At 49.1% G+C, this 14,566-nt stretch carries 12 protein-coding genes; 8 read left to right on the top strand and 4 right to left on the bottom strand.

Features of this window, described 5'->3' with window-relative positions:
• Nucleotides 1-11: 11 nt before the first annotated feature.
• Complete coding sequence (locus DFP95_RS16200; RefSeq protein WP_181907461.1) at nucleotides 12-473, bottom strand: GNAT family N-acetyltransferase; 462 nt, start codon at nucleotides 471-473, stop codon at nucleotides 12-14.
• A 230-nt stretch (nucleotides 474-703) separates the two neighbouring features.
• On the opposite strand from DFP95_RS16200, the gene DFP95_RS16195 reads away from it, so the two are divergent.
• From DFP95_RS16195 to DFP95_RS16180, 4 genes are all read left to right on the top strand, one after another.
• Nucleotides 704-1,048 (top strand): hypothetical protein, encoded by a 345-nt coding sequence (locus tag DFP95_RS16195; RefSeq protein WP_115993691.1) that lies wholly within the window; start codon nucleotides 704-706, stop codon nucleotides 1,046-1,048.
• Between the two features lie 496 nt (nucleotides 1,049-1,544).
• Nucleotides 1,545-6,974, top strand: a complete 5,430-nt coding sequence (locus tag DFP95_RS16190) for a S8 family serine peptidase (RefSeq protein WP_115993690.1) — start codon at nucleotides 1,545-1,547, stop codon at nucleotides 6,972-6,974.
• A 195-nt stretch (nucleotides 6,975-7,169) separates the two neighbouring features.
• Nucleotides 7,170-7,853 carry a Crp/Fnr family transcriptional regulator gene (locus tag DFP95_RS16185; protein WP_115993689.1) on the top strand — a complete coding sequence of 228 codons (684 nt, stop codon included), beginning with the start codon at nucleotides 7,170-7,172 and terminating at the stop codon, nucleotides 7,851-7,853.
• A 114-nt stretch (nucleotides 7,854-7,967) separates the two neighbouring features.
• The gene (locus tag DFP95_RS16180; protein WP_115993688.1) at nucleotides 7,968-8,243 is read left to right on the top strand and encodes a hypothetical protein; all 276 of its coding nucleotides are present in this window, start codon (nucleotides 7,968-7,970) and stop codon (nucleotides 8,241-8,243) included.
• Nucleotides 8,244-8,295: 52 nt separating this feature from the next.
• Here the strand turns inward: DFP95_RS16180 and DFP95_RS16175 are convergent, their stop codons facing one another.
• Nucleotides 8,296-8,976, bottom strand: coding sequence for a response regulator transcription factor (locus DFP95_RS16175; protein WP_115993687.1), 681 nt, complete (start codon nucleotides 8,974-8,976; stop codon nucleotides 8,296-8,298).
• A gap of 79 nt (nucleotides 8,977-9,055) precedes the next feature.
• Between DFP95_RS16175 and DFP95_RS16170 the strand changes: the two genes are divergently transcribed.
• Together DFP95_RS16170 and DFP95_RS16165 are read left to right on the top strand one after the other, a co-directional pair.
• Nucleotides 9,056-9,448, top strand: a complete 393-nt coding sequence (locus tag DFP95_RS16170; protein WP_115993686.1) for a group I truncated hemoglobin — start codon at nucleotides 9,056-9,058, stop codon at nucleotides 9,446-9,448.
• Nucleotides 9,449-9,613: 165 nt separating this feature from the next.
• Nucleotides 9,614-10,930: a sensor histidine kinase gene (locus tag DFP95_RS16165; protein ID WP_115993685.1), complete on the top strand. Its 1,317-nt coding sequence runs from the start codon at nucleotides 9,614-9,616 to the stop codon at nucleotides 10,928-10,930.
• A gap of 46 nt (nucleotides 10,931-10,976) precedes the next feature.
• Here the strand turns inward: DFP95_RS16165 and DFP95_RS28920 are convergent, their stop codons facing one another.
• The gene (locus tag DFP95_RS28920; protein WP_181907460.1) at nucleotides 10,977-11,120 is read right to left on the bottom strand and encodes a hypothetical protein; all 144 of its coding nucleotides are present in this window, start codon (nucleotides 11,118-11,120) and stop codon (nucleotides 10,977-10,979) included.
• 253 nt (nucleotides 11,121-11,373) lie between these two features.
• Nucleotides 11,374-11,796, bottom strand: a complete 423-nt coding sequence (locus DFP95_RS16155; RefSeq protein WP_115993683.1) for a helix-turn-helix domain-containing protein — start codon at nucleotides 11,794-11,796, stop codon at nucleotides 11,374-11,376.
• A gap of 472 nt (nucleotides 11,797-12,268) precedes the next feature.
• On the opposite strand from DFP95_RS16155, the gene DFP95_RS16150 reads away from it, so the two are divergent.
• Nucleotides 12,269-12,499, top strand: a complete 231-nt coding sequence (locus DFP95_RS16150; protein WP_115993682.1) for a hypothetical protein — start codon at nucleotides 12,269-12,271, stop codon at nucleotides 12,497-12,499.
• 22 nt (nucleotides 12,500-12,521) lie between these two features.
• Nucleotides 12,522-14,558, top strand: a complete 2,037-nt coding sequence (locus DFP95_RS16145; protein WP_115993681.1) for a chemotaxis protein CheA — start codon at nucleotides 12,522-12,524, stop codon at nucleotides 14,556-14,558.
• Nucleotides 14,559-14,566: the final 8 nt, after the last annotated feature.

The raw sequence follows: 14,566 nt of genomic DNA, 5'->3' as shown, positions 1-14,566 counted from the left end.
CGAGCGATCGGTTACACCAGCGATTTCTCGAACACGATTACGTTAAAGCCGTCGACGATCGTCGGGCCTTTCTCGATGTAGTCGTTTTTCCGGAATAGCTTATGGGCGCCATATTGGTTATAGAGCGCATCCATGTAAATTTGCTTGTATCCGAGCTCTCTTGCGCGATGTTCGAGTTTGCTGAGCAGCAGTTGGCCGTATCCGCTTTGCTGATGATCGGGATGAACGCGCAGCCGTTTGATTTCCGCGGTCTGATCATCCAATTTCTTGAGCCCGCCCATGGCCAGAATATTTCCTTTGTAGTTGGTGCCGACCAGGAATTCCCCGCCGTCTTGAATATATTGCTCGTCAATGTGGAAAATATCGTGGTAATGCTTGTGCGTAGGCTCAACCCCTGCCTCGGAAATAACGAGCAAATGGATTCTCCATACGTGATCGTGATCCGCAGTTGAATAACGCCGTATACGTATCATATCGATCTCTCCTTTACAATCTCTATATGTAATATAAACTAACATAATATTGGGTGTAATCCAATACGAATTGATAGATTCGTAAAATTCATTAAAATTATGTCATGAATTGTAACGCGAGCGAATCGACGACTCGTTCGTTCGAGAGACTACGTCTTTTATGTTATGATCGAGGTAATGGAAAATACGGCAATACGGAACGATATACCGGAGCGGGAGGAGATTGAATCATGGCGATCAATACGAAGCTGGTAATCAAAAGCGGGGTCGGCAGAGCGTTGCTGGATACCTCGAAGCTAGGGTGCAAATTCGCGTTGGAGCCGTCCGATCGCGGATGGATGGTGCGGATCGAAGGCGTGAACGCGGAATTGGCCGCGTCGATCGAAAATTTGGTACAGGAAATTCATTTTTTCTATTACGAGGACGACGCGGAGCGGGAGCATCATAAGAAATGGTGGCTAAGCGATCTGAGTTGCCCTGTATTGTCATACGACGCGCAAGACGAACGGTTGTCGATCGAAGTGTCGGAGCGGGTAGGGTTTACGGTGGATAGTTCGGAGCATGTCGTGAAATAAGCATAGGAACGGCAAGTCGATGTCGCAGCAGCGGTACTTCATTCAAAAAAAGTTAACTTAATACTTTAACAGCCTTAAAAGCGCATGCCGACATCGGCATGCGCTTTTCTATTTACGCGCCCGGCAATGGGCGAATCTCTTCGCAAGCGGATTGTCTATCTTTCTTAGATTAATAGCTATAAGTTCTAAAATTTGGATATTAAATCAATAATTTGCTTGTCAGAAACGCTTACACAAAAGTGTATAAGTCCCTTTTTTTACCTTATACTCATCACAAGCCCCCATCTAAGATGACATTATCTCTAATTTGGACTCGCATTTTGTATTTAAAAACCTCACTACAATCGCATATTTCGCCTTAAAGGAGGTGGGAATCAAAAAAAGACAAGCCAGATTGGGCGTGTGCTACTCGTCGGATAAATGGTTTATTTCGGCTTCCGAAAATTCGGATAAGATCCTATCATTTTCTATTCCATTTTAAAGGAGTGTAGTAGACTTGGACACAGCGAAAAAAACGAAAAAAACTTTCTCACTAGGGATGGCTTTCCTCCTTGCAGTGTCTATCGTTATTCCGGTTGGCGCTGCTCCTGCAACGGCGGTATCAGACAAAGTCGATTTGAGATCCACTTCCCCGAATTTGATTACGGCGAAAGTGGATACCAAGCTAAACAAACTTTTTGAAAAAGACAAGTACGTGACTTATCTCGTCAAATTAAGCGAGCAAGCAGATACCGGACTTGCGGCTCGGAAGGCATTCGAACTCGCAACGGCTCAAAAGGCAACGCCTGCGGCCGCGAAGAAGTCGGCAAGGACATCAGTCGTAAATACGCTTCGAGAGGCTGCGACTCGTACTCAAATCCCGATTCAAAATTATTTGGATGCGCAGCAAGTTTCAGGAGGAGTTAAGGAATACAAGAGCTTCTTTATCGTCAACTCCTTGGCTGTTACCAGTACGAAGAAAGTAATGGAAGAACTCGCTCTTCAGCCCGGAGTTGATAAAATTCTTCCGAACGAAGAACGCTTTCTCCAGGAAGTTACCGTGGACAAGAAGGTTTCCACGCCGAAGTCAAGCGTTATAGCTGGCGAGTCTTCTACTGCCGTTAAAGGCTCCAAGGCAAAAACTTCAGATTTTGACCCTGAGAACATCGAGTGGAACATTGCCCAAGTCAATGCACCTCAAATATGGGAACAGGGAATCGATGGTTCCGGTATTGTTGTTGCTAACTTGGATACTGGCGTTGAATATACGCATCCTGCATTGGCAAGCAAGTGGCGCGGTTTGGATGCGAATGGCAATGTCGTGGACCCAGAGCTCAGCTGGTACGATCCGTACGGCGGCTCTTCGATGCCGACGGATGCTCAAGGTCACGGTACGCATACGATGGGTACGATGGTCGGTGCCGAAGAGGATGGCACCAATATGATTGGCGTTGCTCCTGGCGCGAAATGGATGGCTGTTCGGATTTTTAATCCATCTACAACGGACGCCATCATCCTCGACGGTGCGCAGTGGCTGCTTGCTCCTGTGGATGAAGAAGGAAATCTTCACCCTGAGCTTGCGCCGGATGTTGTAAACAACTCCTGGGGCGGAGGTCCGGGCATCGACGAGTGGTTCCGTCCGATCGTACAAGCCTGGCGGGATGCTCAGATTTTCCCTGAATTTTCAGCAGGTAACACTTCAATATCGAATCCCGGCGGACCTGGATCTGTAGCAAACCCGGCGAACTATCCGGAATCTTTCGCTACAGGGGCTACGGACATTAACGGCAACCTGGCAGATTTTTCACTTCAAGGACCTTCTCCTTATGGCGAGATCAAACCTGAGGTTTCTGCGCCAGGCGCAAACATCCGTTCATCTGTTCCCGGCGGCGGTTATGAAGGCGGCTGGAACGGAACGTCAATGGCTGGCCCTCATACAACAGCGATAGCAGCGCTCTTGCTGCAAGCCAACAATTCGCTCACTGTCGACGATCTGGAAAATATTTTAACGGAAACGGCGACGGTAAGAACCGATAGCCAATTTCCGGATGCGCCTAACAACGGTTATGGTCATGGTATCGTAAATGCGCTTGACGCGGTTGGTTCAGTCCTTCAAGGCGTTGGATCCGTATCGGGCCGCGTAACCATTAATGGAGATGATCTGACAGCACCGGAGCTCGAGCACACGGCAGTCGAAAGCGTATATGCGGGACTGGATACCGCGATTACAATTGGTGCGAGCGATAATGTTGGAGTAACGGATGTCAGCGTATTTGCAAGAGTTAAAGGAACGAGTCTCTATGGTTACATACCAGCGGAGCTCACTTCCGGAGATAGGTTAAACGGTAATTACCGTGCGGTTATTCTTGGTTCGCTCGTTAAAGAACCGGGACTTGAATATTACATTCGTGTCAACGATTACGGCAATAACGGTTATGATACGAAGATATATTCCGTACCCGTACTGGAAGGGATCGAACCTGGTTATTTCCAAGATTTCGAAAGCAGTGATGGTGGATTTTTACCGGACTTTGAAAACCCATGGGTATGGGGAGCTCCCGAAAGCGGTCCTGGAAGCGCATATTCCGGAGAAAGCGTAATGGCAACGAATTTAACGGGCACTTATGCACCGGGTTCCAGCACGGCGTTAATGGCGCCGCCAATCAACCTGGTAGATGTGCCGGAGGGTGGACTGTTATCCTTTAGACAATGGTACGACCTTGAAGATAACGGTGATTTTGGTAGTGTTTATATCGCAACGGAAGACAGCGACTATGAGTTCGAACAGCTGCTTACTTTTACCGGCAGCAGCGAGGCATGGGTAAACCAATATATCGATTTGACGGAATATGCGGGTCAAAAAGTATATATCGCTTTCTTGCTGACTTCCAATGGTTCGATAGAAGGCGAAGGGTGGTATATTGACGATTTCTCCTTGCAGCTGCCAGATGAAGAGGCTCCTGCTTTCCCAACAGAATTGACGGGAACATCTTCTATTCTCGGTGATGTAACCCTGACCTGGACGGCTCCTGCAGAGGAAGATTTGAAAGAGTACAATGTTTACCGTTCTAATGTTTCAGGTTCAGATTATGAACTTATCGGAACGACTGCTGACATGAACTATGTTGACAGCATCGCGATTGAAGGAGACGCAACTTATTATTATGTAGTCAAAGCACAAGATTACAGCGGTAACGAAAGCGCGGCTTCCAACGAAATTTCCGTAGATGTTCAAGTGCCTGAAACGATCTTCAGTGATTCGTTTGACGGTGCGGACGATAACGGCTGGACGCATTCGGGTACGATTGATGAATGGGAACGAGGAGTCCCGTCCGCACCTGGGCCGGCTGCCGCTGTGAGTCCGCCTAATGTATGGGGAACGGATCTCGACAATACTTACGAGAATGGCGCCGACTTCTCCTTGGTATCGCCCGTCATTGATTTGACTGCGAACGGCAATGCAGCTCTAACCTTTAACCACTGGTATGAAATCGAGAGAAACTATGATGATGCATACGTAGAAATAACGGCTGACGGTGGCTCCACTTGGACGGAGATCGCTTATTTCTCCGATGCGACTGAAGGAAAGCAATGGTCCCCTGTATTCATTGATTTAGATGACTACGTTGGAGGCGAGGTTCAGGTACGGTTCAGATTCACGACAGACGGCAGTGTGATAAATGCAGGATGGTATGTGGATGATTTCCGGGTACTTGCGGTCGAAGCTCCTGAATCTACAGCAAGCGATACAAACTCCGAAACGGTCAAAGATAAGGTTGTAGAGAAAGCTCCGGTACTGAGAGACGGTTCTTCTCCAGCATTAAGTGTCGTTGCTGCAAATAAAAGCATTGACGCACAAGGCGATTCGGCATCCAAAGAAGATGAGGTCGGTCTGTTCAGTCTTCCCGTTCCGGCGACGGTGACCGTGGTTGAAACCGGACGTTCCGTACGTACGGATCCATACACGGGCCGATACGGCTTTAATCATGTAGCGGGCGATTACAATCTGAAGGTAGAATCCTATGGATACTATCCGCAAACGGTTCCGGTAACGATTGCCGATGGGGGGACGCGTTCGGTTAACTTCCAATTGGCTGCTATCCCTCAGGGCACAATTACGGGTATGGTTAGGAATGAACGTACTGGAGAACCGATTGCCGACGCGGTTATCATGGTGATGGAGGATGCGCAGGTAGCTCCGGTTCGTAGCGGGGAAGACGGAACATTCGCGCTTACCGTATACGAAGGAGAATATACCCTATCCATCTCCGCATTGGATTACTACAGTAAATCGATAACGGTCGATGTTCCTGCAAACGGCACCGTAACGCAAAATGTTGATCTGAAGCCGTTTATCGGCCATGCAGGCGAAATTGCCTACGACGATGGCACGGCGGAAAATGCACATGCGTTCTATGCTGCGGGAAATGGATGGGCGGTTCGGATGACGCCGGAATCCGAAATGGCTCAAGTGACCGGAGCTTCCTTCCGTTTCTGGAATACGGAATGGCCTACACCGGGAGGGACGGAATTCAAGTATGCCGTCTATGATGCTTCGGGACCGGATGGAACCCCTGGACGTCAGCTCGCTGGACCGTTTGAGGGTACAGCTCTTCGCAATGACGAGTGGACGGCGGTCGAGTTTGCCGAACCGGTATCCGTTGAAGGAGATTTCTACATCGTCTACATCCAAACGCGGGCGGATCCGAATGCGCCAGGACTGGGTACGGACGAGAGCAGTACCGTCTCGGGGAGAAGCTGGCAATGGGTCAGCGGGGCATGGTCGCTATCCCCTGTAGATGAAGGAAATTATATGATCCGCGCGGCTGTACAGTATCCGGTCTTCGCTCCGGTTTTCACATCACCGGCTGAGGATACGTATACAAATGAAGAAAGCATTAGCATTACCGGCACTTCTTCTGCCAATGGATCTACCGTTGTCATTTATAACGGGGAAGAAGAGGCGGGGACAGCAGTAATAGAAGACAATCGGTTTGAAACGACGATTGACTTAAATATCGGTGAGAATGCTCTGACCGCTGAGGTAGTGGTCGATGAAGAGGTAACCGATCGCTCTGCACCAGTGACCGTAACACTGGATCAATCAGCACCTGAACTGGCAGTAAATTCTCCTGAGGAAGGAGAGAAAACGAATGCGGAGGCGTATGCCGTTAGCGGTACGGTAACGGATGAATTCCTCGACGAACTTACCGTTAACGGTGAGGCTGCCGAGGTTGCCGAAGACGGCAGCTTTGTTCACCGGATCTTGATTAATCCGGGCGAGAATGTCATTGTCGTAACCGCCACGGATTTGGCAGGCAATGAAACGACGATTTCCCGTACGGTGATCGCAGACTGGAATGCACCGGTGATCACGAACTTGAATCCGCTCACGGATATGCATGTTTCAGTAGGGGAAGCGGTCTATGTATCCTTCGACAGCGATCCCGGACTTTCCGCTTCCTTCCGTATTGAATTGCCAGGAAATGCTTTGTCCAGCTTCAACGAAACCACGATGACGGAAACGACACCCGGTCATTATGAAGGAGCCTATATAACTCCGGAGTCGCTGCGTCTTGAAGGCGGAGTCATCGTCGTTAGAGTATGGGATGCCGCAGGCAACGAAGTTGAAGCGACGGCTCTTGGCAGACTGTATGTAACGGAGGACGGAGAAGAACCGGCACCTCCGAACATTGCGCCTGTAGCGGTCATTCAAGGACCCAATGAAGCTCAACGCAAGCGCGACGTAACGTTTGATGGCACTGCCTCCTATGATGCGGACGGCAGCATTGTCTCCTATCAATGGGAATTCGGGGACAGTTCAACAGGCAGCGGCGAAACGGCCGTACACTCTTATAAGAAAAAAGGGAGCTATACTGTCGAGCTGACGGTTACGGACGATCAAGGCGCAACGAACACGAAAACCTTTACTATTAGAATCCGTTAAACAACAGTTTTATGATAAAGAAGAGGTGTACGGGCTTTAGAGCCTGTACGCCTCTTCTTTATGAGTGCCGATAAAACAACGTCCGGTATATTCTTATTTTCGACGGTAATCTAAATACTCAATTTATTGAGTATTTTTTTTGCGGCCGAAAGCTTCGATAATGTAAGAAAGTAATGAAAAGAAGAAGGTGATCGTATGGATGTGAAGGTGTTGAAATCGCTATCGTTTTTCGATGATTTTACGCTGCCCGACATGGAGCGCGCATCTCGATTTTTAATGGAAAAGAAGTATGACCGGAATTCGTTTATTTTTATGGAAGGCGACAGCGGACATGAATTGTTCATCGTCGTATCCGGAACGGTAGAAATCAATCGATTCGAGTACGGTAAGAAATTCGTCATATCTACCCTGCAGAAAGGGGATATTTTCGGTGAAATGTCGCTGTTCGATGAAGGGGAGTTTCGTTCCGCCAACGCGAAGGTCGTAGACAAAGCCGTGCTTGCATCGATCGAGAGACGTCATTTGCAAAGCTTGCTCGAGACGAGTCCCGGCGTTACGAATAAGCTGCTTACGATTCTTATTCATAGATTACGGAAAGCCAACGATCGAATACATGATGTCGCGTTTCTGAACGTCCGGGAGCGAATTTATAAACAGCTTCTCCGTTTAGTCGAGGAACATGGCGTTAAGTTGAATCATATGATCATGATCAACTTGCGGCTAACGCACCAGCAAATCGCCGATATGGTCGGTTGCACCCGCGAAATGGTGTCCAAAGTATTATCGGAATTGCAGGTAGATCACATCATCGGAATTAACAAGAAGCGGATTACCGTGAAGAATAAGCTTCTTTTGTCGGATAAGGTAAGCGGATATTAGGTGAAGCGGATCGTGTAGGTATACTCTGATTTACGAGTATATTTTCGTCCTTGGAATGGGAGTATGATGAATTTGCAAGGAACCCCTAGAGGGAAATTGAGGAGGCGTTTATGTATGAAAAACAAAATCAAATTAGGTTTACTGGGCGTTGCAGCATCGGCTTTCTTGGCTTTACCGTTGGCGGCGAGTGCCGAGACTCCTTCGCGAAACGGACTCTTGTCCGAGACTCAGCGAACCGACGCGATCATTCAAGTCCCCGTTATTATTGAACATAATCCGCCAACCTACATTAACGAGATCGATCTTCATAATCCGCCGATGTTTCGGGAACCGATAGATTTTCACAATCCACCAACCTATCACAATCCGCCCACTTATTATATCCCTTGACTCTTTCATGGCATGGCTAACCCGGACGTAGCATAATCGTTCGGGTTATGTTTCAATCCAATAACCTAAGCTGAGTCGTCATTTCCAAGAGCTGTTGACGGTTGTGCTTTTTGAGGCGAAGCCACTCTAGGTAAGGAAACTTTCCTTTGATCAGCTTGGTGATCTTGCATAGCTCGTTATTAACGGACTGTTCGTTGTAGAATAATAGCTCCGCAATTTCGGCGGTGCTTTTACCTTGTTGAAGATAACGTAAGATCTCCTTTTGGAGCGAGGTTAATTTTCTTTTAAGCTCCTCCTCATAAGAAGAGGATACCCGTCTCATGAATTTGCCGGCGGAGGAGTGGTGTAGATTTCCCTTGCCCGCCGCTATGCCGCGAATCGAATCCGGGATGTCCCGGTAATGCTCTTTCGTAATATAATTGCTGACTCGTCCGTACGTGATGGCATGGGTCATGACAACCTCTTCGTCCAACGAGGAAAGAACGATGATCTTCAGGTCGGGCTCCGACGATTGCAATTCGATGGCGACTTCCAGCCCGTCATAATTGCTTCCCGTCAGGTTAATGTCCAGAAGTAGAATATCGATGTCGATTTCTTCGACGGCTTTGAGTAGTTGGTGCTTATTGGCGGCAGCCCCGGATACGAAAAGGTCGGGTTCCCGCGACAAATAATCTACGATCAGCTCGCGAAATAACGGATCGTCGTCGCATACGAATACTTGAATAGGCGGCATGATATTCTCCTTCCCTTGAATATGCGCTCTTTGGAACCGAAATAAGAGATTATAGAAGGAAAATCATAGGAGGTAGGCTATGGATAACGGAAGTGAACCGAACATATCGTTATTGTACGATCGTCTGGGAGGAAGAAGCGGCATTCAGTCGGCAGTGGAGCTCTTCTATGCCAAGGTCAAGGACGATCCGAGAGTATCGCATTACTTCCGAAATATCGATTTCGCAAAGCTGATGGAGCACCAAACGGTATTCCTCTCGTTTGCTACCGGCGGTCCGGACTATTATACGGGCAAAAGCTTAAAACAATCCCATGAGCACCTGAACATTACGTCCGCGCATTTTGACGACGTATTGGGACATCTGACCGATTCTCTCGTCGAATCGGGCGTAACCGGCAGCGATGTCGTGCAGGTGCTTGCTTTGCTGCTTCCGCTGAAGGCCCGTTTGATCCAAGAACCTAAGAAGCAGTAGCGTTAGAGAGCGTTCCGATTCCTCGGAAATTGCGCTACTCCTCCGTTTGACAGTATACACTGAGGTATTTTTTGTCAATGCCCAATTGGTAGTAGCTTGGAAAAAATGATAAGTAAAAGCCCGTTTCCTCGCGTATAATCGATGTAGAGTCAGCTGGCAGGGGGAATGGAAAGATTGATATATTCAGCCGTCGTGGATCTGGCGCTTGCCGGATTTCTTAGTCTCTACGGCCCGAAACAAGCGTCGAATAGATGGGCGGTCCTCTTTTTCGTTTTCGTGGGCTTGGGAAGTCTATCCGATGCGGTAACTTATTCCGACCTGCGCAGCTTCTTCTTTTTCCTTCTTCAAGCCTGCGCTCCGTACGGATTCGCTATGTTCGCTATTGCTTATTCCGATAAGATGACCCGACGGGTCCAGAAGGTTCTGGCATACGCTCTTATTCTTCCGCCGGTCATCACGCTGTTCATTAGTCCGTTGAGACCGGAAATACGGTTCGATTTCGTACTCATGCTCCTTTGGGCGGCTCCTTATTACTTGGGGGGCTGTTTCTTGCTTGTTTATTCTTATATAGGAGAAAAGGATCGCGTAAAGAGAAAATACCGGCTTCTTGCCATGTGTTTCTTCGTTCCGCCTATTATCGCTATCGTCGTCTTCGACCGCATTAATAGAGCCGTCAATCAGCATTTTGACGGCTACTTGAGCATTACGATCGTTGCCTGGTGCGGGTTCGCTTTTTTTCTCGTTGCCGCTATTCGCTTCGGGATCCTGGGCGTGAGAATAAAGTTCGAGAAGCAGCTGCACGACCAGAAGATTAAAGGAATCGCGACCGGTGCGGCTATGTATAATCATGCGATGAAAAATCGGATAATTAACATCGATATGCTGACGGGAAGAGTGAAGGAATGGGTGGAGTCCCAACGAAACGAGCAAATCAACAACGATATCGAGCGGATAATGGCGGAAACCCAACAAGTGATGCATATGGTGAAACGGATTCAGAAGCAAATCGAGGACGTGGAGCTTGAGGAAGAGCCGGCGAATGCGATCGATATGATGAAGCTTGCGCTGCATTCCAATCGTCACCTGCTAGAAGGCAAGAGCTTCACGGTTACCACTGAATATTCCGTCATTGGCGATATGACATGCGATAAGCTTCATTTGCAGGAAGTTTTCAATAATCTAATCATTAATGCGGTAGATGCCGCGGAGAACGAAGGCGGTTCGCTTGCGATCGGAATACACGAGAGCAAGGGAGGGATTCGAATCGACTTTGCCGATAACGGCAAGGGGATGAGCAAGGAAGCCGCGACGCGGATATTCGATCCCTTCTACTCGACGAAGCAACGAGAGGAGAATTTCGGGCTTGGCTTGTCTTATTGCCGGATGATCATGCGGAAGCATGGCGGGAGCATCAAGGCGGTAAGCCATCCGGGCGAAGGCACTATTTTTACCCTCCGGTTTCCTAAATATCGCAAATTGTGAACCCGTTCACAGATCGCGAGTCCTTTCTTCGATATACTTCAAGTAATCAGAAGAAGGAGTTGAAAAGATTCATGAAGACTAGAACGGCTTTCGCATTCGTGTTGACTTTCGGCATTGTCGCATCGCTAGCGGGGACGTCCTCCGCATCCGACGTAATCTTACGGGCGGATAATCGCCTCCCAATTATCACAGTGGTCCCTCCGGACCCATACATCACCATCGTTCCCCCGGACCCGTACATTACCGTGGTTCCACCGGATCCATACATGACCATCGTCCCGCCGGACCCGTACATTCCGATCATCAAGGTTGTCCCGCCGGACCCCTACAGAAACTAGAGTCAAGGAGGGGATAAGAGCGGCAATCCGAATAGATAAGCTAACCTTTAATAACAGAGTAGGCCCATGCGCAATCGCATGGGCCTACTCTGTTATTTCTTGTTCCTATTTCAAGGAAGCGACGGACAAGAATTGAAGTCTTCCAGCCAGCTCGACCAGCAATAACTTGTCCGATCTGCACAACTGGGAGGCCGCCGACATGAGCGACTCTATAATTTGCGGGTCCTGAGCGGATTCCAGACCGGGGGAATTTTTTTCCCATGGGGAGGGGGTCTCTTTCACCTGCGGATTCGGGTTGAGATGATGAGCAATTCCGGTCTCGGGTTGGCCAAGCAGAAGCCAATCCAACGAGACGTTAAACTTTTGAGCGATTGCGATCAGCGCTTTGGCGCCGGGAATGGAAGGTCTTTGCTCGCTCTCCCAATCGCCAACGTTACCCGGCGAAACGGAGATTTTACTCGCGAATTCGGCCATCGTGAGCCCGTTTTCCCGTCGTAAATGCCTAAGTCTATCTTTAATTGGATCCATGAATGGCTACCTCCGATTATTGGCCGTCTTCGGCAAGTCATTAAGATTGAACAAGGATGCAAAATGGAAATTGTCAATCGTATTAACGTTTTTTAATGTTGTAAATAATCGTATTTACGAATATAATCTAACTCGTGAGGATATCGTTCCCCCAATTTAATATATTTTCTCCAAAATATAAGAAGATACATAAATGCTAAATAGAACCTTATCGTAAAGGTTCGGTTCACCCCCTCATGTTGTTCCGCGGTTCCAGTCCGAGCAGTGCAGCTTCGTCGGCGTGGTTGCTTGATCGGAATCTCTAACAGTATAGGGTTTTCGATTGCAAGAGAATCATCCATTTGTTAGCGCAAGAGGGGTAAAGGGTGGCCCTCTAGACAAAGTCCTCCCGATTCTTCTGTATTAATTTCTGCGCAATTAACCTTTAATCCTTTAAGGATGAATAGAATCACGATCACGACGGGGTGTCGGAATGACCGGTAGAAAAACAGCCACGGAGTTCGGATGGAAAGTCATTCAGAGGCTGGCCGAGAGAGAGTTGACGCGCAAAGAGTTCTGCACGCAATACCAGCTTTCGCAAAGCCGATTGTCCGAAATGATTACTGGAAACACTTCGCGGAACACGACCGCTATCCGAGCTAAAGTATCCTGTTTATTAGGAATTGACGATATCGACTGCCAGAGCAAAGAACTTTCAAAATGATCGTCGACGGGTAGGGATAGAGATGAACGGATTAGACATGTCGGATTCATTAATGGAAATGTACATTTTCGAAACCTTTCAGCTTCTTGAACAAGTAGAGAGCGTCATACTGGATAACGAGCATGCGAGCGCGTTCTCCCCACGGGCGATAGACGACATCTTCAGGAATATGCATACCATTAAAGGTTCGGCGGCGATGATGCAATACTCGGGAATTGCCGAAATCGGTCACGCCATCGAGGACTTGTTTCATTACATACGGGCGAACCCGGGGGTGGACTACGACTTTCAAGCGCTGTCCAGTCTCGTTCTCAGGGTCGTCGATTTCATTAAAGCCGAGGTGGCTCTCATTGCCCGCGCGGAAACGCCGAGCGGCAATCCCGTCTCGGTTATTATCGATATCCACTCGTTCTTAGCCGTTCTGAAGCAACCGTATCCCGTATACGAGATAGAGAAAAGGTATTACCAGGCCGTCGTTCGATTTCAAGAGCATTGTCAGATGGAGAACATCCGGGCTTATAATATCGTTCACCGCCTTCAAGAGATAAGCGACAGCTTCAGCCATGAACCCCCGGATCTATTGGATGAAACGTGCAGCGTGGATCCGATCCGGGAGAATGGCTTTCGCGTTCTATTCTATACGAATAGAGACTATGAAGAGGTTCACCGCTTTTTCGCGCAAACGGCTTTTCTGGAGGGTTTCGAGCTGATTGTCGGAGTCGACGAGTCAGAGCCGGGGGATCAGTCAGAGGTCGTTTATGTACCGGAATTGACCGGACCTCGCTCGGAGGCGGGCAATAGTCCGGATGATGGGGATATCCTTGAACCGGAAATGCCGGACAAACGGGACAACGCACGGGGCGGAATGATCAGCGTCAACGTGAGCAAGCTCGACAAGCTGATGGATCTGGTCGGCGAGCTCGTTATTGCCGAGGCTATGGTGACGGGAGGTGAAACGGCAGGCGGCGCCGGCGCCGGCGCGAATGCCAAGGCCAACGGTCATCTTCGGAAAATAACGGGCGAGCTGCAGGATATCGTGATGTCGATCCGAATGGTTCCGCTGGTGTCTACGTTTCATAAAATGCGCCGGGTAGCGCGGGATATGTGCCAGAAGCTCGGCAAGCAGGTCGAAATCCGGATCATCGGGGAAGAGACGGAGCTAGATAAGAACATTATCGATCGAATTTCGGATCCTCTAATGCACTTGGTCCGGAACGCGATCGATCACGGCATCGAACCGCCCGAGGAAAGGCTCGCTCAGGGAAAGGTCGCTAACGGCGTCATTACGCTCGAGGCCAGAAACAACGGCGGAGACGTCGAAATCATCGTCAAGGACGACGGGAAAGGCTTGAACCGGGAGCGGATCCTGGAGCGGGCGCGCGAGGTCGGACTAGTCTCCGAAAATGCCTCCGAGCTAAGCGACCAAGAGATCTACGGCGTTATTTTCCACCCGGGATTCTCGACCAAGGAGCAGGTGTCCGAATTCAGCGGCAGAGGAGTCGGCATGGATGTCGTGTCCCGGAACGTCGAAGCCGTCGGCGGAACGATTTCCGTTGAAAGCATTAGGCATTCGGGTTCCGGCGTAACGATGAAGATTCCGCTAACGTTGGCAATCATCGACGGTATGAACGTAAGGGTGGGAGATTCGAGGTTTACGTTGCCTACCGTTGCCATCATGGAGTCGTTCAGACCGAAGCAATCCGATGTGATCATCGATCCGGACGGGAACGAGATGATCATGCTAAGAGGCATTTGTTATCCGATCCTGAGGTTATACGAAAGATTTAACTGCAAGTTGAGCGAAACGAGCTTCGATAAGGGCATCTTCGTCATGCTGGAGCAGGAGGGGAGAAATCTCTGCCTTTTCGTGGACGAATTGATCGGACAGCAGCAGGTCGTCGTCAAAACGCTTCCGCGTTATATCAAGCAAACGATGAGAAGAGAAGGCATCGCGGGCTGCGCCCTTCTGGGCGACGGGAATATCAGCTTGATCATCGACGTTGCGGAGCTGCTAGGCATGGGCCGCCGCAATGCTCAACTGGCTTACAACAGACGATAGGAGGGGAT

The organism is Cohnella lupini, from assembly GCF_003386205.1.
Lineage (GTDB): Bacteria > Bacillota > Bacilli > Paenibacillales > Paenibacillaceae > Cohnella > Cohnella lupini.
Note: the sequence above shows the minus strand (reverse complement) of the source record. Positions and strands in the feature narration are given on the sequence as shown.